This is a genomic window from Acetobacter cibinongensis (genome assembly GCF_000963925.1).
In the GTDB taxonomy this organism is placed as follows: domain Bacteria; phylum Pseudomonadota; class Alphaproteobacteria; order Acetobacterales; family Acetobacteraceae; genus Acetobacter; species Acetobacter cibinongensis.
This window is the reverse complement of sequence record NZ_BAMV01000004.1, coordinates 28340-45483: the sequence shown is the minus strand read 5'-3', so window position 1 is coordinate 45483 and position 17144 is coordinate 28340. Positions and strand designations below refer to the sequence as shown.

The following is a 17144-nucleotide window of genomic DNA, read 5'->3' as shown; positions in this document are numbered from 1 at the left end:
CAAGAACGCCATTCTCCGGAATGAGGCGGATCCGCGTGATCAAAGACCGGATCGCTTCGACCGTCGTCGTGTCGCTATCGACCCTTTGAACACTCTCGTGAAGTGTTGCGACCTTCTGGCGATACAACTCCGCCATGTTCGGATGAAGGAGTGGAGGCGGGGAAGGGGCCTCAGCCAGCCGTGCTTCGATCTCCGCCTTACGCGCTTCAAGTATGCTCCATACGTGTCATGAGAGCAGAACTGGCAAAGCCATCACAAATCGCTTTTACAGCTTTGACGAGCCCTCTGGTATGGAGTGGTATTGACCCCACATAATAACCTGACAAACAGGAAAGGGGCTTGCATGATTCCGCTTTCAATTCTCGACCTGGCCTTCATCAATGAGGGAAGTTCTGCCGCAGATGCACTGCATCGTAGCGCAGACCTTGCCGCGCATGCAGAAAGCTTAGGGTTCCGTCGCTTCTGGCTTGCGGAACATCATGCAATGCCCGGCATCGCTTCCGCCGCGACCCCTGTGGCCATTGGGTATGTTGCGGGAGCGACGAAAACCATCAGGGTGGGGGCAGGTGGCATCATGCTTCCCAATCATGCACCGCTTGCCGTCGCAGAAGCGTTCGGGACGCTGGATTCTCTCTACCCCGGACGGATCGACCTTGGATTGGGGCGAGCACCCGGTTCCGATCAGGCGACCATGCGAGCATTACGGCGCGATCCCGGCTCTGCTGATCGTTTCCCTCAGGATGTTGCGGAACTGCTGCATTATTTCGAGAAACCCCAATCAGGTCAGACGGTTTTTGCTGTACCGGGAGCCGGGCTGGATGTGCCCGTCTGGCTGCTTGGGTCTTCCCTGTTTTCAGCGCATCTGGCTGCAATCATGGGCCTGCCGTTTGCTTTCGCCAGTCATTTTGCACCGGATCTGATGGAAGAGGCTCTGGCACTTTATCGCCAGCGTTTTGAACCGTCAGAACGTCTAGAGAAGCCTTATGCCATGCTGGCCGTCAATGCGATTATTGGAGAAACACCAGTCGAGGCGCAGCATGCAGCGACTTCGCTGGAGCAGCATTTTGTCGCGTTGCGCCGAGGGCGCCCAACGCAATTTCCAGCACCTCGCGCTGTGTCATGGAGCGAACAGGAACAGGCTCTTATCGACAGAACCCTGCGTTATACGTTTACTGGAACGGCAGATGTCGTGGCCGCAGGCATCTCCACTTTCATAAAACAGCATCAGCCCGACGAACTCATGATCGGCGCACCCCTTTTCTCACAGGCCGCGAGGCGGGCAACCCTTACCGGGATTGCGCAGAAACTGATAGATCATCAGTCAGTGGAAGTTGCGTGACTGTGCCGCGATAAAGTGCGAGCAAAAATCCTGCCGTTCCGAGACAATGTTATGAAAAAAGTGAGGACTGATGTCGGCCAGATAGGAACGGCGTCAGCGTGGTTTAGGAAACCCGGCTAAGTTCGGGCTTTAGGTGTATTCATGGCTTCATCGAAGGCCGCTCGAGCCACATCGATCTCCTCAATATGCTCGCGCGCCCATGTTCCGAGGGCGATGACTGGTTCGGTTAGGGATTGGCCAAGCGGTGTCAGTTCATATTCAACGCGTGGTGGCATGACAGAATAAACCGTACGCTTCACCAGACCGTCGCGCTCAAGTCCTCGCAAGCATAATGTCAGCATTCTTTGAGATATTCCGTTTATGGCGCGCCGTATTTCAGTAAAACGGCGCGGACCGGAATTCAGAAGCATGATAATGAGAATGCTCCACTTCTCACCCACTCTTGCTAATACCTGACTGATCTTTTGACAGTCGGTATTTTCCAGGTTTTGAGCCTCTTTAGTTACATTCATTATACTTGGTTCCAGAAATGTGCCGTATTGTGAGGCGAAATGTGCTTGGTTACAGAGGTAGTGTCGGTAACATATTTATATCAAGGGTGAAATCATGACGCTTCTCCATATCGATTCCAGCATTCTCGGAACCCAGTCCACCAGTCGCTCGCTAACGGCTGCAACGGTCAAGCACCTGACCTCTGCTGCGCCGGAGCAGGCTGTCACCTATCGTGATCTTGCAGAAAGCCCGCTTGGTGATCTGTCTGGTGCCGAATTTCTGGCTTTTCAGGGCATGGAAGCTCAGGACGACAGCGCAAAACAGAAAGTTGCCCGGAACACTAAAATTCTCGAAGAGTTTCTTGCCGCGAGGACCGTGGTTGTCGGTGCGCCAATGTATAACTTCTCGCTCCCGTCCCAACTTAAGAGCTGGCTCGATCGTCTGGCTGTTGCTGGTAAGACATTTCGGTATTCTACGAACGGCGTTGAAGGGCTGGCCGGTGGCAAGCGTGTGATCGTAGTGTCCAGTCGAGGTGGTATTTATAGCGAAGGCGCTGCGGCGGCTCCCCTTGACCATCAGGAAACCTTCCTTCGTGGTTTTTTTGGCTTTATAGGCATCACAGATGTGACGTTTATTCGTGCAGAAGGTCTGGCCCTCGGTGAGGACAGTCGAAACGCCGCTTTAGAAGCAGCACAGGCGGAAATCGCCAAATTGCTCGTGTGAACAAGATGCTTACCTAAAGTAGGTAGGTTCAGGACCCATTGATTTGATTGCGAAGAGTTTTGTTTCAGGCTCTGTGAGGAGACTGAAGATGAGCCATCTGTTTTGGCTGACGGACGAACAGGTGGAGCATCTGCGGTCGTTCTTTCCCCAGAGCCAAAGCAAACCTCGCGTTGATGACCGCCGTGTGCTGAGCGGTGCCATTTTTGTGAACCGCAATGGTATGCGCTGGCATGATGCGCCCCGGGAATACGGTCCGGACAAGATGCTCTACAACCGCTGGAAGCGTTGGGGCGAAACGGGCATTTTCATACGGATGATGGATGCCCTGTCTACCTCGAAGCCTGAGCCTCAGACGATTATGATTGACGCGACCTATCTCAAAGAACACCGCACGGCTTCCAGCCTGCGGCTAAAAAAGGGGAGCCGGGCCGGTTGACTGGGTCGCTCGCACCAAAGGCGGTATGAGTACCAAACAGCATACGGTCACCGGTCAAAACGGACGATCGCTGAGCTTTTTCCATGACTGCGGGGCAGATTAGCGATTATACGGTGCCGATGCCTTGTTGGACAGTCTTCCTGCAGCAGGATGGATGCTGGGAGATCGCGGGTATGACCCTGACACCTTCAGGGACGCGCTGGAAAAGAAAGGGAGAAAGCCCTGCACCCTAGGACGGAAATCTCGCGGAAAACCGTTCAAATACGATAAGAGAAAATATATAAACGCCGCAATCGCATCGAGATCATATTCGGAAGGCTCAAGGACTGGTGGCGGGTAGCAACGCGCTATGATAGGTCGCCATCTTCTGGCTATGAGTCCTGAGCCTAATCAGGCTTACTGAACGGCCTTCTTGCTTTGGCGCGCGAAAGGTCTGGCAACATCTTAAACGTGCAGACGAGGGGCTTGCTCGCTGCATGTTAAATCAGAGAAAAACGTCTTTACAAAGCCTATGCCACTTCTATCCGATTTCCGGAGCATTAAGATCCGGAAACTGGACAGTGGGAGCTTAAGGTTTTTGGGTAAGACGATCTTGCGTTTTTGCCTCGAAGTCAGAAGCATCGTGACGTTCATGGAGTTGGCTTGAAAGGTCACCTGACGTTCTGTTCACCATACGGCCGCGTTGAACGGCTGGCCGTTCCAGAAGGCGGTCAGCCCATGTCTTGAGGAGAGGATAATCTTGTACGCTCAGGAATGTGGCGGCGTCATTATAAAGCCACCCCTCTACCAGGCCACCATACCACGGAAAAATGGCCATATCGGCAATCGTGTAGTTCGGCCCTGCTATGAAAGCGCTTTCAGCCAGACGTCGATCAAGCACATCAAGCTGTCGTTTAGCTTCCATGGAAAAACGGTTGATTGCATATTCAATTTTTTCCGGTGCATAAGCATAGAAGTGCCCAAAACCACCCCCAATATAAGGTGCACTGCCAACCTGCCAGAAGAGCCAGTTCAGGCAGGCTGTCCGGTGGGCACTATCCTTCGGTATAAAAGCACCGAATTTTTCTGCCAGATACAGCAGGATTGAACCTGATTCAAAAACGGCCAAAGGTTTTTCGCCGCTATGATCAACAAGAGCGGGAATTTTAGAATTTGGATTGATCTCAGTAAAGCCCGAACCAAACTGGTCGCCTTCACCAATACGGATAAGCCACGCATCGTATTCGGCTTCCGCGTGACCAGCAGCAAGCAGTTCTTCCAGCAGAATGGTGACTTTCACACCATTGGGTGTGCCCAAAGAATAGAGCTGGAGCGGGTGTTGACCCACAGGGAGGGCTTGCTCGTGCGTGGCGCCGGCTGTTGGCCGGTTTGTGTTGGCAAACTTGCCGCCGTTAGGTGCTGTCCATGTCCACACTTTTGGCGGGATATAATCAGAGGGTGCGTTCATGACATTGTTCCTTGTGACGCTGAGGTAAAGCTGGTGGGAAACATAGCCTCACGCGCGTCTTCGTCCATTACGGTCTTGAAACTGTGTCTGTTCATAATGGCACGGGCTTGCTCAACGGCGGGACGCGCGTTCATCATGGTCATAAAGCGGGTAAGATTGGGCCAGCAGTGAAGCGGCTTGTCTTCCTCTTTCAGCACGCGTGCCGCACGGTCCAGCCACCCCCATGCGGACATATCGGCAATCGTATAATGATCACCAACAATGAAAGATCGGCCTTCCAGATGGTCGTTCAACACCTGATAATGCCGCTCTGCTTCACGCCGATATCGGTTGACCGCATACTCCAGACCCTCGGGGGCCGCGTGCTGAAAATGCACAGCCTGCCCTGAGAACGGACCAAGACCGGTTGCAATGAACATCAGCCACGAGAGAAGTTGAGGGCGATCTTGTGCCTCTCCGAGAAATTGCCCGGTTTTTTCGGAGAGATAAAGGAGGATGGCTGTGGAATCGAAGAGGGTTGCAGGAGTGCCCCGCGGGCTGTCAGTATCCACAAGAGCGGGCACCTTGCCGTTGGGGTTAATGCTTCTGAATGCAGTATCATGCTGAGCGCCACGATAGGTGTCCACTGGTATAGCCTCAAAAGGCACTCCGGTTTCCGCCAGAAACAGCGCAATTTTTATCGGGTTCGGGCCAGGACCATAGTAGAAATGGAGCATATTCCACGTTCCTCAGGTTCGGAGCTGCAATAGCTGTTGCCTGCGCGTGACGGGGCAGACCCTAAACCAATAAACCCACAGGGTCGTACCCGCATATCACAATGCTAATGGTTACTGTGCGTAAGGCTGTGCTGCTTTCCGAATTGCAGGCAGCATGTCTTCCGGTTCTGGGCGGCGTGTGTAGTCGGGATTGACCTCAGCATACAGAATTACACCGTCCTGCCCGATCACGAACCGGCCTGGCATTGGGAGTGTCCAGCTCTCATCACCATTGAAGGAGGGAAGATCATTTTTGAGGGTGGTGTAGAGGTCTATGAGGTAGTCCGGCAGAGCGAACCGCAAACCAAACGCTGCGGCAACATCATTGTGCGCATCTGACAGGATTGGGAAATCGAGCTGGTTCTGACGAACAGACTTGCGACTGTTCACAGCCGTCTGCGGGGAGATGGCAATGAGGTTTGCGCCCAGTTGGCGGAAAGACGGAAGAGCAGCTTCCAGCGCCTGAAGTTCCATATTGCAGTAAGGGCACCACACACCACGATAGAAGCTTATGACCAGAGGGCCTTCTGCTAACAGATGAGTGGAGGATACCGGATTGCCGTCGGAATCGTTCAGCGTGAAGATAGGGGCTTTCTCTCCAGCTTTGAGAGTGCTCTCCGCTGCACCGGAGGCTACCAGTTCAGCGGTCGCGCGGTGCATGACGTCAATGACAGATGAGGGAACATTGTAAGGCGGCTTTCCTGCTTCAAAATCAGCCTTGAACGCGTCGAGTTTTGTTTGAAGGGACATGAGTATTTCCTTTGAACTGAGGTGATGCCCAACCATAGGGCCGCTGGTTTTTTGATGGATGAGGGCAGGGAGGACTATTGGTCATTCCCCGCCGGAATAGTGATCAGTCGGAGGACTGGGCTTTGGGATAATCGGTGTATCCGTGTGTCCCGCCGCCATAGAAGGTCGTGCGGTCATACTCAGTGAGTGGTAGAGTGTGGCGCAGGCGTTCAGGTAGGTCGGGATTACTGATGAAAAATCGGCCGAATGCCACAGCGTCAGCATCGCCAGCCTGAAGGATGGCTTCTGCGCTCTCACCAGTGAAGCCGCCAGCGGCTAGGAGGGTGCCATGGAAATGCTGGCGCAGTTGCTGTGCTGCCACAGGTTTTGAGTCCGAGATTAATTCCGTTCCCTTGATGCGGGGTTCGACAATATGCAGATAAGCAATCCCCAGTACGCTCAGTTTTTCTGCGATATATCCAAAGGTCTCTTGCGGGTTACTGTCTGACATGGAGCCATAAGTGCCACTTGGGCTGATCCGGACACCAACCCGATCCGCCCCCCATACTTCAATGGCGGCCTGCGTAATTTCCAATAAAAAACGAGCACGGTTCTCGATTGGGCCGCCATACTCATCAGTGCGATGATTGGTGCCATCCTGCAGGAACTGGTCTGGAAGGTAGCCATTCGCACCATGGATTTCCACGCCATCGAACCCCGCAGCTTTGGCGCGAGCGGCACCTTGGCGGAATTGGTCGATCACAGCGGGAATTTCATGACGTTCCAACGCACGCGGCATAGAAAACGGTCGAGGTCCATTAGGTGTGTAGGCATCCCCTTCGGCCTGAATGGCGGACGGCGCGACAGGAGCTTTGCCACCTGGCTGGAGCTCAGGATGGGACTGCCGCCCAACATGCCAGAGCTGCATGACGATTTTGCCTCCGCGTGCGTGAACGGCCTCGGTAACAGCGCGCCATCCTTCAATCTGAGCATCTTCGTAAATGCCGGGCGCCCCCGCATAACCATAGCCTTCCCGGGCTACTGGCGTTGCTTCTGATATAATGAGGCCGCCTTGCGATGTTCTCTGGGTATAATAGTCGCGCATCAGAGCGCTCGCTTTATCGCCAGGGTCAGCGCGTAGACGTGTCAGCGGTGCCATGACGACACGATGCGCGAGCGACAACGCACCTGCCGTGAAGGGTGTGAATAGCTTGGACATGATTTTTTCCTTGAAAAGGTCTGTCTTAGTCTTGGGTAACAAGGGCTTCGATACGGGCAATGCCTCTTTGTACCGCGGCTCGTCTTTCCATGTCGGCATACCAACGGGCGACATGTGGCGTGTCCTCAAGCGTGAGGTTGGGGAAGCTGCGGCGCCACAGCCAGCCGAAATGGGCGATATCGGCAATTGTGAATTCGTCCCCAGCCGCAAACTTGTTTTTCGCCAGAACTGCGTCGAGAACACGAAGCGTGCGGCTTGCCTCGGTCGCGAAACGCTCGAGTGCTATCGGTTCCGGCTTTGCGGCAAACCTCTGAAAGAAGCCGGATTGACCAAATGCTGGGCTAAGACCGGAGGCATGAAAGAAAAGCTGCTCAACAACCTTTGCACGGGCTTCACCGTGAGCAGGAAGAAGCCGTCCTGTTTTTTCGGCAAGAAAAACAAGAATAGCGGCGGATTCCGTGAGTACAAATGTCTGCCCTGTCTCATCCGTTTCCGTGAGAACCGGCACCTTGCCGTTAGGGTTCAGGGCCAGAAATTGCGGGGCCTTTTGTTCCCCCTTACGGACGTTTACACCATGAAGCGTGTAAGGAAGAGCAAGCTCTTCCAGCGCAATTGTCACCTTGACGCTGTTGGGCGTGGCAAAAGCATAGACCTCAAGCATCGGCAAGCTCCCCCTGTTTTGTGGAGGACCGGCCGGACATGACATAACCCAGAAGGGTAGAGGCAACATGCAACAGGCTGCCTGTCAGATGAAAAACCAGAAGACTGTCTGTGACGACTGGCCCAGACGTAGCGCGTAGGAATGAACCGAGCATTTTTGGGCTCCTTCAAAACCCGGCGTGTCCGGGTTGATGCACAAAAGATGCCTCTTCCATGCTCGACAGGGCAGAGCGCTTGAGGTGATAAAGGTCATTCTCTGGGGGAATATCATGGACCGTTATCAGGCAATGGCTACGTTCATTCGTGTGGTGGACACAGGATCATTCTCGGCAGCCGCACGGCAGCTTGGCGTGGGGCAACCGGCTGTGTCCAAGAGCATTGCGCAGCTTGAAGCACACCTTCAGGTCAGCCTGCTCATCCGATCCACTCACGGCCTGACACCCACCGAGGCAGGGCAGAACTTCTACGAACGGGCACGAAACGCCATTCAGGAGGCTGATGAAGCCGAACTTGCGGCTAAGGGGGCGCGGGCGGGTCTGTCAGGCCGCTTACGTGTTTCCGCCGCCACAACATTCGCACGCTTGCACATCATTCCAGAACTGCCCCGTTTTCTGGCGGAGCATCCGCAGCTCACCGTCGAGATCATCCTTGATGACCGAATGATCGACCTTGTGGCAGAAGGGGTGGATGTTTCCCTGAGGATGGGAACGCTTGCAGATTCAACTGCCGTAGCCCGAAAAATTGCAACGGGCGGACGGTCGGTCCTTGCGACGCCTACTTACCTCACGAGCGCTGGCGTACTGCGCTCGCCCGCGGATCTGGCGCAGCATGAGGCGATTATTTACAGCCAGTTACCGAGTGTATGGTCCTTCCTGAGGGATGGTGCCGCTGTGTCCGTCTCGGTGAGCGGGCGGCTTAGGGTGAGTGCAGCTGAAGGTCTGCGGGCGGCTGTGCTGGCAGATATGGGCCTGACAATTGCGTCTGACTGGATGTTTGCACCAGAACTTGAGAATGGTGCCGTTGTGCGTGTTCTTGAAGCATGGTCTTTGCCTTCGATTGACCTGTGGGCGGTCTTTCCCGCAGGGCGAATGATGACAGCCAAAGCCCGTCAGTTCGCAGATTTTGTAGAAAGCGTCATGAAAGCTCCGGCCCCACAATCCTGCATAAAAGAGAAGCGCGTTCAGGTCTCGTAAGTATGGTGTTTTGGCAATACCTCTACTATCGCCATAGTCGCCCATGAGGCCGAAGATGAAGATATGGCTGACAAAGACTGCAAGGGGCGTGAAAGCAGGTGACATCAGGCTTTCCTATATAAAGCCCAATACAGAAATAACTGGCGTCATGCCCTTATCTCAGTCTCCTGATTGCCAGCATAATAACCGGAGTGTTGGAGCGCCTGTGGCAATAAGCGTAAAGCCACTTGGCAGGCGTGATGTGCCCTCGCAAAAACCGAGGGCTACGTGGTCAGGAGATGCGTGCGTTGGTGCTGTGTTTGCACGTGACATTAGAAGTCTACCTGAATGGATCCGAAATATTGGCGTGGTGCTCCCAGCACCACAGACTGGTAATCACCCGCCATGGGAAAGCCGTTTTGGCCCATTGTGGAAATATAATGCTGATTGGTGATGTTATAGACGTTAAAGTCCAGACTAACCCGTTTGAAAGCTGAAGTGCCTGATGTATGACCAATCACGCTAGTAAGGTCATAGCGCACGCCAGCATTGGTCAGCCAATAAGAGGGTACTTTTTCATCGCCAGTATAGCTGAGATTTCGCTGCCCGATAAACTGTGTATCGGCGTGGGCTTCGGCATTATGCCATCTGTAGGAGATCTGGCCTTTATACATGAAGCGGGGGTAGGCAACGACCTGCTTACCCTTGATACCATAAGTGACTACGCCGCCAGTTGTGGTTTGGGTTACGTTGTCTGAATAAGTGGCATGATTATAGCTAACGCTACTGCCTATTTGCAGACCTTTGAGTGGGCGCAATACCAGACCGGCATCAACACCGTTCATGGCAACACTGCCAACATTGCTGATAACGGTATAAGGGTTGTTGGGGCTGCCGCTGGAAATTTTTTGCAGCCTGTTAGAAAAATCGGTGTGGTAGGCATAAACGTTGCCATCAAGAATACGGGAGTGGTATCGGTAGCCTAAGGCATAGTTCCAGTCTGTTTCAGAGGTAATGCTGTTACGGGACGCATCGAACGCTGCCTGAGTTGTGGCAAAAGGTGAAGCACCGCTATTGTAGCCAGATACGGGCAGTACTTTTACGTTATTGGCAATGTCAAAGTAGAGTTGGTGCCCCGGTAGAAAGCTCCATTGACCGCTAATATGAGGCAAAAAGGGCTTGCTTGTTGTTAAGCCCGCACCGCCAGCAATGGCAGTGGTGCGTGTGTATGGCTCCCAGTTGGCAAGCTGGCCCACGCGGGTGGTGTTGAGAACAGACCTAAAGCCAAAATGTAGGGCTACACTGTCTATTGGGCGGTAGGTGTCCTGCAAATAAGCAACAAACGTATTGGTGTTAAAAACCTGCTCATATTCACGTCGGTAGTTGGAGTTGAGATGCAAGCCATCAACCGGCCTTGCTGCACCGCTGAGCACATCTTCAAGCAAGGGTTCATCATAAGCGCGTTTATCGGCATTAAAGTGGGTGTTTTCGTACCAGACCCCACCGTTAATTTCGTTACGGGCAATGGTGTAGGTGAGGGATGAGGTAAGCCCAAAACGCCGAGTGGTAGGAATTGTTGCCTGCTCTACAAACGGTGCGCCGTTAGTTGATTCAATAAGAGGGCTTGTTACCGTACCAACCTCCCATGAGCGATGGCCGTAGAATGTACTGTTCCAGCGTAAACGGTCTGTTAAGGCGAGGTCAGCGGAAACGCCGCCAAAATATTGCCGTTGGCTCCCTGCACCATCATAGAAAGAGGCTGTGTAGGGGCTTTGGAGTTTTTGGTACGCGGCAGGCACAGCCCCGCCGGGACGACCATTTTGCGCAAGCGCCAACCGATACGCGGTTTCGTACCCATTGGGTGTGCCAAGCAGGTTATCTATATGGTAGCCGCCGTGGCGGAACATATCCATATTATAGTCTTGGTAATTTTGCATTTGCTCATCTGCGTAATTAAAGAACGCAGTTACACGGCTATTTTGGCCGATAGGGTGCAGCAACTTGGCGTTAACCTGCTGCATAAACTGGTTTTGGCCACCGCGCCATTTGTCGGTGTCGTTGCGCATATAAGACACCCAGAAGCGTGTGCCTTGCTTGTTTAAATCACCACTATCTGCCCGTACAAAAGTGTGAAACATGGAGTTGCTGCCAAAGGTTTGGTTAACAGTAGCCCCCATTTTGTGCGATGGATCGCGTGAGACAAATTGAACTGTTCCCCCCAGATTACTGATACTGGCAGCGCCCTCAGATCCGGCCGAGGCTGAGACATCCATGCGCGTAATGTTTTCAGATGAAATGGCGGCCGAAGGGTTTAGGCCGTTGGAGTTGCTCCATTGCTGGTCCCCCAATGGCATACCGTCCAGAGTCATCCCAATCTGGCTTTGGTCGAACCCGTGCATGAGGAAGGATTGACCCCATAGGTTCAGTCCCTGCGGGTCTCCCGAATTGTACATGACGCCCGGCAGGGTTGTCAGTGCTTTAAGTGCGTTTGTGCCCGGCACATAATTAGAAATGGTTGCTGCGGTAACGGGTGTCACAACCCAGTTGGCTTGCCTGCGGCCTTGCACGTTTACATCTTCGGCCTGAGCAATGGCCTGGGCCTTGGTGGGGGCACGCGGTGCGTGTTCTTGCGCGTGTTGCGGCTGCGCCTTGGGGTGTGCGGCGAGTATTTGGGGCTGGCTTTGCTGGTTTGTGGCAAGCGTACCTTGTGCTTTTGCGACAGGAGACAAAAGCGGGAAAGAGAAGGCCAACGCTGTTGAGCTGACCAGATAAACGAAAAATGTCCTGTCCACCATACGCTCCATCTGAGCCATGCGCTCAATTTCACTATAAACATAGGTGTTAATAATTATAGATTCCGTTAACACGCTCATAATCGTATTATGTTCATATATTTCACGAGTCAATCGAGATTAAATTTCAAATAGCAATTTTTATAACTTGATTGAATCGTTTTATGTGATTAACTGCGATTCATAGTGTTTGATTCTATCAGGGTCGTTTTGCGTGTGTCCTCTTGCAAAAAGTTTTTCCTACGTTGGTAGGCTTTGCAGATCACAGGAAGAAACGCTGCCTCAAAGGTGGGAGATGGGTGTGTTAAAACGCAATAAAACGGTTGACCAGGAACGGGCCGAGACCGTGTGGGGTGAAAGCGTTTTGAGTGGGTATAATGCTGTTATTGAGCCCTATGCGTCCTTGCTGGAGGAGATCAGGGCTCATTCCACAAAAGCTGAAGTGGAAAGAGTTCTGCCGTTTGAGCAAATAGCGCAGCTAAAAGAGAGCGGCCTGACGGCCTTTACAGTGCCAAAAGAATTTGGCGGCCTTGGTCGGCCTTTGAACGAACTGTTCTCGTTCATAACAGACCTTGCAACAGCAGATTCTAATGTGGCGCAGGCATTGCGGGCGCATTTTGGGTTTATTGAGCATTTACGGTCTGAGGCGCCGTCTGACTACACAAAACGCTGGTTTGAGCGCTTAGGCAAAGGAGAAACCGCCGGGGCCGCCGCAGCGGAAAAAGGTGCCGCCAGAGAGGCCTTTGCCACTCGCTTTACGCGCAAGGATGGGCATTGGGTTATTAATGGCAGTAAGTTTTTCACGACCGGCTCCCTGTATGCAGACTGGCTAACCGTTACCGGCTCGAACGAGGAAGGGGAGACGGTCAAGTGTCTTGCCTCCCGGCATGACCCAGGGCTTGAGATTTTAGATGATTGGGATGGTGTAGGGCAGCGGCTAACCGCCAGCGGCACCGCGCATTTCCGTGATGTTCGTGTTGAGCATGATGAGTTGCGCGTGGGGAATACTGGCTTTGCCTATTCTCAGGCCTTTTTCCAACTCTACCATTTGGCAACGGTGGCTGGTATTACGCAGGCCGCAGCGTTGGAGGTAGCCCGTGCGGTTAAAAACCGCAAAAGGGGCTTCAGCCACGCGAACCACGAACTACCTGCCCACGACCCCCAAATTCTTGAAATTGTAGGCCATGTGGCCTCCGCAGCACATGCTGCCCGCGCCATTGTAAGGCACGCAGCAGATGCGCTGGAAGTTGCCGCTCATAGCAATGACGATGACCGTGGGCCGTCAGTTATTAAAGCAGAGCTGGAAGTCTGGCAGGCGCAGGAAATCATTTTCCCTCTCACACTCAATGCAACGTCCCAACTGTTTGACACGCTGGGCGGCACAGCCACATTGCGTGCAGCAGCCTTAGACCGCTACTGGCGCAATATTCGCACTATCGGCTGTCATAACCCCAGGGTTTATCGCACGCGCGTGGTGGGAGATTTTCTGGTGAACGGAGAGCTACCGCCTGAACAATGGCGTGTTGGCACAGTTTGACACGCTGTTTGTAAAAAACAGTATTTGGCAGGGGTCTGCCGCCAGAACATACGAGTAAAAGCAATGTCTTATCAGGCCAAAACACGAGCGCCGATTATTTTAAACGCGTTTACAATGGCAACTGTTTCGCACCTCAATTATGGTTTGTGGCGGCACCCACGTGACGAAACATATCGTTATACCAGTGTAAAATACTGGACAGAACTTGCGCGTTCGGTAGAGCGTGGTGGGTTTGACTGCCTGTTTATTGCAGATGCGCTTGGCCAAATAGATGTTTACGGTGGTAGCCCGGAAGCATCCTTACGGCATGGGATACAATCACCGCTGATAGACCCTTTATTGCTCGTCTCTGCAATGGCCGCTGTTACGGAAAAACTGGGTTTTGGTATTACGCTTTCTACAACCTATGAGCAGCCATATCAGGCCGCCAGAAAGTTTAGCACGTTAGATCACCTCACTAATGGGCGCATTGGCTGGAATGTTGTGACCTCCCAACAGGAGAGTGCGGCGCGTAATTTAGGGTTAACCAAGCAGGTTGCGCACGATAAACGCTACGATGTTGCCGATGAGTTTCTGGACGTGACGTACAAACTCTGGCAAGCATCGTGGGAGGATGATGCCGTTGTTCGCGAAAAAGACTTAGAGAAAAGTATCTATACAAATCCGGCAAAAGTGCATCCTGTTGCCCATAAGGGCACGTATTTTACCGTGCCAGATGGGCATGTAACAGAACCTAGCCCACAGCGTGTGCCTGTTATTTTACAAGCTGGCACATCGGCCCGTGGGTCTGATTTTGCAGCACGGCATGCAGAAGTAGTGTTTGTAGTGGGCGCTGGTGCAGAAGGTGTGCGGAGCAATGTCCGCCGTATTCGGGAGCAGGCCGCCAAACATGGTCGTAAACCAGAGAACATTAAGTTTATTACCGCTGTGGCCGTAGTTGTGGCGGAAACAGACGCCGCTGCCCAAGAAAAATTTGAAGACTATTATCACTACTATGATCCCGTAGGTTCCCTCATTCATTATTCCTCCATGACGGGTGTCGATTTTTCAAAGACACCGCGAGACAGCGTTATTCGCTACCAGAAAACAGAAGCCAGCCAGTCTGTGTTGCGTCAGTTTGATCCCACGGTGAGTGGGCGGGAATGGACGCTCGATAATGCTGCCAACCCGGAGGGCAGTTTTGGCCGCGCCCGCACTTTTGTTGGTTCAGCCAGCACAGTGGCGGACCAGTTGGAAAAATGGCTGGATGATACGGAAACGGACGGGATTAACCTGATACAGCTTCTAAATCCGGAAAGTTTTGAAGATTTCGGTAGGCTGGTTGTGCCGGAGCTGCGCAAGCGAGGGCGCATAAGAGAGGCTTCGGGCGCAACATTGCGCGAAACTCTGTTCCCTGAAAACCAAACGGCGCGCCCTCCGGCTGACCACCCTGCCGCACGCCATGGGCCTCCAGACACCAGACAGGTTGCCTGAAAGGGAGAAGGTTATGACAAAACCGGAGCAGATTTCAGGAAAAAGCCCTTTTGACTTTAGGTATCAGTATTTAGGGCTTTTACTGTTTATGATTGGGGATGGAGTGGAGGTTGGTTACCTCTCTCCTTTTCTTGTCAGGCATGGGCTGACGGAGCATTTCGTTGCTCTTGTTTTCACTGTGTATGGTCTGGCGGCAGCAGTTTCTGCCTGGGGGTCTGGGGTTTTATGTGACCGCTTCGGCTGCCGCAAAGTGATTTTGGCCGGGGTTATCCTGTGGGTTGTGCCGCAGGTTCTGTTTCTTGCTATGGCCGTACCTGCCCAGTCTGGGTGGCAAATACTGCTAACATACGGCGTACGGGGCTTTGGTTACCCGTTACTGGCCTACGGTATTTTAACCCTGTTAGTAAGAGAAGTGCGGATAAGCCAAAGAGGCCTGGCGTCTGGCTTGTTCTGGTTTTGCTTTACCTGTGGCCTCCCAACGCTTGGCACTGTTGTGGCCAGTTTTTCCCTGCCTGTGTTTGGCGAGTATGGTACGTTTTGGGTTGCCTTTCTGGCTGTGATTATAGGAGGAGGCCTCTCTCTTATTGTACGGCATGAAGGCGCAGGTAAGCCTGCTTATGAGCGTGCACAGGTGGCGCTGCCAGCGCCGCGTGAGTTGTTAGGGGTTATACGCGCCAACCCCTCTTTGGTATTAACCTGCATTGTGCGGGCCATAAATTCGAGTGCCACACACGGCATTATTGTCTTTATGCCGTTTTACTTTATGAGCACGCTGGGTCTTACCAACACGCAATGGATGCGGTTTTTAGAAACTATTTTTGCCAGCAACATTGTTTGCAATCTCTTTTTTGGAGCCCTGAGTGACCGCGTTTCCTGGCGGGGCACTATTATGTGGGTTGGCGGTGTAGGCAGCGGCTTGGCAAGTGTGTTGCTGTATTGGGTGCCTGCCCATTTTGGGCATACCTCGTCCATTGCGTTATACGGAGCCGCTGCCTTCTTTGGTCTTACGCTGGCAGGGTATGTACCGCTCTCAGCCTTAGCGCCCTCGTTGTTGCCAGACAGGAAGGGGCTTGCCATGTCTTTCCTTAATTTTGGTGCAGGGTGCAGTGTCTGGCTAGGACCCCTCATCGTTTACATTTTTCAACCACTTGTGGGCATTGGCGGCGTTATGGCTGTGTATGCGGCGTTGTTCGTGTTGAGTGGTGTGCTGGTCTACTTCATCAAGGTACCACAAGAGCTTGATGCGGCTCCTGCTGCGTGCTCCCACCTTCCATCTTCATTCTCTTTTGCACGACACTGAGAAAGGGCTTGCTTTAATGTCTTCCACTTCTGAAAAAACACGCCTTTTTATAGAAAAAGCTGGCAGCCGCCTGGGTGCTATCGTGCATGGTGTAGATGCCAAGTTACCCCTTACAGAAGAGCAGAAAGAGTTCCTGCGGACTGAACTGGTGCGAAACAAAGTTATTTTTCTCAAAAAGCAGTTTTTAGACGATGCGCAGCATGAAGCACTCAGCCGTGTTTTTGGTGAACCTATTCTGCACCCAACAATTGCGGCACCAGAAGGCACAAAATACACATTTGAGCTGAAGTCTCGTTATGGTCGCTCAACAGATTCCTGGCATACGGATGTAACGTTTGTGCCAGACTACCCCAAGGCTTCTATTTTGCGGGCCATTCACATTCCACCTTATGGCGGTGGCACGATTTGGGCCAATACGGCTACAGCGTATGATGATTTGCCACCGCCCTTAAAGGCTTTGGCCGATAAAGCCTGGGGTATTCATTCTAACGACTATGATACAAATTACTATAAGTTTGATGGTAAAAAAGGTGAAATTGCAGCGTTCCGTGCAGAGTTTATCTCCAAGCTTTACGTAACAGAACACCCTGTAGTCAGGGTACACCCGGAGAGCGGGGAAAAAACACTGGTGTTAGGCCATTTTATTATCGGTCTGGATGGGTTTCCCACGCGTGAAGCAAACGCCTTGGTCGATATTTTGCAAGGCTACATTACCCAGGTAGAAAACACAGTGACATGGCGTTGGGAAGAAGGGGATGTGGCCATATGGGACAACCGCGCAACACAGCATTACGCTCCGGCTGATTTTGACCAGCAGGCGCGCCAACTACGCCGCATAACTGTTAAGGGTGATACACCGGTCAGCATAGATGGCCGCAGGAGCCAGTATATAAAACAACCATAACAGCATCCCAACATTGGGCGGGTCAGGCCTGCCCTCAGGTTAAACCCATTCCGCCGATAATAGCCAAAGATGCGCTCCAAATCCGGCTCAGCCTATACCTCACGCCTTTTCTCATTTTGTTCGGACCGCGCATTCAAACAGCCCTTCAAGACAACTCATGCTCGCC

16 protein-coding genes and 1 pseudogene are annotated in these 17144 nt (G+C 52.8%); 8 read left to right on the top strand and 9 right to left on the bottom strand.

Translation table 11 applies throughout. The annotated features are described in order from the left end of the window. Positions 1-343 precede the first annotated feature (343 nt). Positions 344-1339: an LLM class flavin-dependent oxidoreductase gene (locus tag Abci_RS02080; RefSeq protein WP_048837501.1), complete on the top strand. Its 996-nt coding sequence runs from the start codon at positions 344-346 to the stop codon at positions 1337-1339. Between the two features lie 116 nt (positions 1340-1455). On the opposite strand, the gene Abci_RS02075 is transcribed toward Abci_RS02080, so the two are convergent. Next, complete coding sequence (locus tag Abci_RS02075; RefSeq protein WP_048837500.1) at positions 1456-1851, bottom strand: winged helix-turn-helix transcriptional regulator; 396 nt, start codon at positions 1849-1851, stop codon at positions 1456-1458. Positions 1852-1945: 94 nt separating this feature from the next. On the opposite strand from Abci_RS02075, the gene Abci_RS02070 reads away from it, so the two are divergent. Further along, entirely contained in the window at positions 1946-2554 is a 609-nt protein-coding gene (locus tag Abci_RS02070; protein WP_048837499.1) for an FMN-dependent NADH-azoreductase, read from the top strand. Between the two features lie 88 nt (positions 2555-2642). Continuing rightward, positions 2643-3374 (top strand): annotated as a pseudogene (locus Abci_RS02065) (IS5 family transposase). 184 nt (positions 3375-3558) lie between these two features. Here Abci_RS02065 and yghU read toward each other — a convergent pair. From yghU to Abci_RS02035, 6 genes are all read right to left on the bottom strand, one after another. Further along, positions 3559-4437 (bottom strand): glutathione-dependent disulfide-bond oxidoreductase, encoded by an 879-nt coding sequence (gene yghU, locus Abci_RS02060; protein WP_048837497.1) that lies wholly within the window; start codon positions 4435-4437, stop codon positions 3559-3561. Continuing rightward, positions 4434-5153 carry a glutathione S-transferase family protein gene (locus tag Abci_RS02055; protein ID WP_048837496.1) on the bottom strand — a complete coding sequence of 240 codons (720 nt, stop codon included), beginning with the start codon at positions 5151-5153 and terminating at the stop codon, positions 4434-4436. Before Abci_RS02055 ends, yghU begins: the two co-directional genes overlap by 4 nt. 111 nt (positions 5154-5264) lie before the next feature. After that, on the bottom strand, positions 5265-5942 hold the full coding sequence (locus Abci_RS02050; RefSeq protein ID WP_048837495.1) for a peroxiredoxin-like family protein: 678 nt from the start codon (positions 5940-5942) through the stop codon (positions 5265-5267). A 103-nt stretch (positions 5943-6045) separates the two neighbouring features. Continuing rightward, positions 6046-7140 carry an alkene reductase gene (locus Abci_RS02045; RefSeq protein WP_048837494.1) on the bottom strand — a complete coding sequence of 365 codons (1095 nt, stop codon included), beginning with the start codon at positions 7138-7140 and terminating at the stop codon, positions 6046-6048. A 25-nt stretch (positions 7141-7165) separates the two neighbouring features. After that, a complete protein-coding gene (locus Abci_RS02040) occupies positions 7166-7801 on the bottom strand; it encodes a glutathione S-transferase family protein (RefSeq protein WP_048837493.1) in 636 nt (211 codons plus the stop codon). Then, positions 7794-7955, bottom strand: coding sequence for a hypothetical protein (locus tag Abci_RS02035; RefSeq protein ID WP_158319770.1), 162 nt, complete (start codon positions 7953-7955; stop codon positions 7794-7796). Before Abci_RS02035 ends, Abci_RS02040 begins: the two co-directional genes overlap by 8 nt. A gap of 114 nt (positions 7956-8069) precedes the next feature. Between Abci_RS02035 and Abci_RS02030 the strand changes: the two genes are divergently transcribed. After that, on the top strand, positions 8070-8993 hold the full coding sequence (locus tag Abci_RS02030) for a LysR family transcriptional regulator (RefSeq protein WP_048837509.1): 924 nt from the start codon (positions 8070-8072) through the stop codon (positions 8991-8993). A 159-nt stretch (positions 8994-9152) separates the two neighbouring features. Here Abci_RS02030 and Abci_RS02025 read toward each other — a convergent pair whose 3' ends face one another. Then, the gene (locus Abci_RS02025) at positions 9153-9305 is read right to left on the bottom strand and encodes a hypothetical protein (protein WP_158319769.1); all 153 of its coding nucleotides are present in this window, start codon (positions 9303-9305) and stop codon (positions 9153-9155) included. After that, positions 9305-11845, bottom strand: coding sequence for a TonB-dependent receptor (locus tag Abci_RS02020; RefSeq protein WP_244877561.1), 2541 nt, complete (start codon positions 11843-11845; stop codon positions 9305-9307). Before Abci_RS02020 ends, Abci_RS02025 begins: the two co-directional genes overlap by 1 nt. Before the next feature lie 220 nt (positions 11846-12065). Between Abci_RS02020 and Abci_RS02015 the strand changes: the two genes are divergently transcribed. The 4 genes from Abci_RS02015 (at position 12066) to Abci_RS02000 (ending at position 16978) form a co-directional block, all read left to right on the top strand. After that, entirely contained in the window at positions 12066-13301 is a 1236-nt protein-coding gene (locus tag Abci_RS02015; protein WP_158319767.1) for an acyl-CoA dehydrogenase family protein, read from the top strand. Between the two features lie 63 nt (positions 13302-13364). After that, the gene (locus Abci_RS02010; protein ID WP_048837492.1) at positions 13365-14774 is read left to right on the top strand and encodes an LLM class flavin-dependent oxidoreductase; all 1410 of its coding nucleotides are present in this window, start codon (positions 13365-13367) and stop codon (positions 14772-14774) included. Positions 14775-14787: 13 nt separating this feature from the next. After that, positions 14788-16074 carry an MFS transporter gene (locus Abci_RS02005; protein ID WP_048837491.1) on the top strand — a complete coding sequence of 429 codons (1287 nt, stop codon included), beginning with the start codon at positions 14788-14790 and terminating at the stop codon, positions 16072-16074. Between the two features lie 16 nt (positions 16075-16090). Continuing rightward, positions 16091-16978, top strand: coding sequence for a TauD/TfdA dioxygenase family protein (locus Abci_RS02000; protein ID WP_048837490.1), 888 nt, complete (start codon positions 16091-16093; stop codon positions 16976-16978). Positions 16979-17144: the final 166 nt, after the last annotated feature.

What these genes read in the sequence shown, in the direction of transcription:
- Abci_RS02080 (WP_048837501.1), top strand. Translation starts at nt 344, where the DNA reads ATGATTCCGCTTTCAATTCTCGACCTGGCCTTCATCAATGAGGGAAGT.
- Abci_RS02075 (WP_048837500.1), bottom strand. Translation starts at nt 1,851, where the DNA reads ATGAATGTAACTAAAGAGGCTCAAAACCTGGAAAATACCGACTGTCAA.
- Abci_RS02070 (WP_048837499.1), top strand. Translation starts at nt 1,946, where the DNA reads ATGACGCTTCTCCATATCGATTCCAGCATTCTCGGAACCCAGTCCACC.
- yghU (WP_048837497.1), bottom strand. Translation starts at nt 4,437, where the DNA reads ATGAACGCACCCTCTGATTATATCCCGCCAAAAGTGTGGACATGGACA.
- Abci_RS02055 (WP_048837496.1), bottom strand. Translation starts at nt 5,153, where the DNA reads ATGCTCCATTTCTACTATGGTCCTGGCCCGAACCCGATAAAAATTGCG.
- Abci_RS02050 (WP_048837495.1), bottom strand. Translation starts at nt 5,942, where the DNA reads ATGTCCCTTCAAACAAAACTCGACGCGTTCAAGGCTGATTTTGAAGCA.
- Abci_RS02045 (WP_048837494.1), bottom strand. Translation starts at nt 7,140, where the DNA reads ATGTCCAAGCTATTCACACCCTTCACGGCAGGTGCGTTGTCGCTCGCG.
- Abci_RS02040 (WP_048837493.1), bottom strand. Translation starts at nt 7,801, where the DNA reads ATGCTTGAGGTCTATGCTTTTGCCACGCCCAACAGCGTCAAGGTGACA.
- Abci_RS02035 (WP_158319770.1), bottom strand. Translation starts at nt 7,955, where the DNA reads ATGCTCGGTTCATTCCTACGCGCTACGTCTGGGCCAGTCGTCACAGAC.
- Abci_RS02030 (WP_048837509.1), top strand. Translation starts at nt 8,070, where the DNA reads ATGGACCGTTATCAGGCAATGGCTACGTTCATTCGTGTGGTGGACACA.
- Abci_RS02025 (WP_158319769.1), bottom strand. Translation starts at nt 9,305, where the DNA reads ATGTCACGTGCAAACACAGCACCAACGCACGCATCTCCTGACCACGTA.
- Abci_RS02020 (WP_244877561.1), bottom strand. Translation starts at nt 11,845, where the DNA reads ATGAGCGTGTTAACGGAATCTATAATTATTAACACCTATGTTTATAGT.
- Abci_RS02010 (WP_048837492.1), top strand. Translation starts at nt 13,365, where the DNA reads ATGTCTTATCAGGCCAAAACACGAGCGCCGATTATTTTAAACGCGTTT.
- Abci_RS02005 (WP_048837491.1), top strand. Translation starts at nt 14,788, where the DNA reads ATGACAAAACCGGAGCAGATTTCAGGAAAAAGCCCTTTTGACTTTAGG.
- Abci_RS02000 (WP_048837490.1), top strand. Translation starts at nt 16,091, where the DNA reads ATGTCTTCCACTTCTGAAAAAACACGCCTTTTTATAGAAAAAGCTGGC.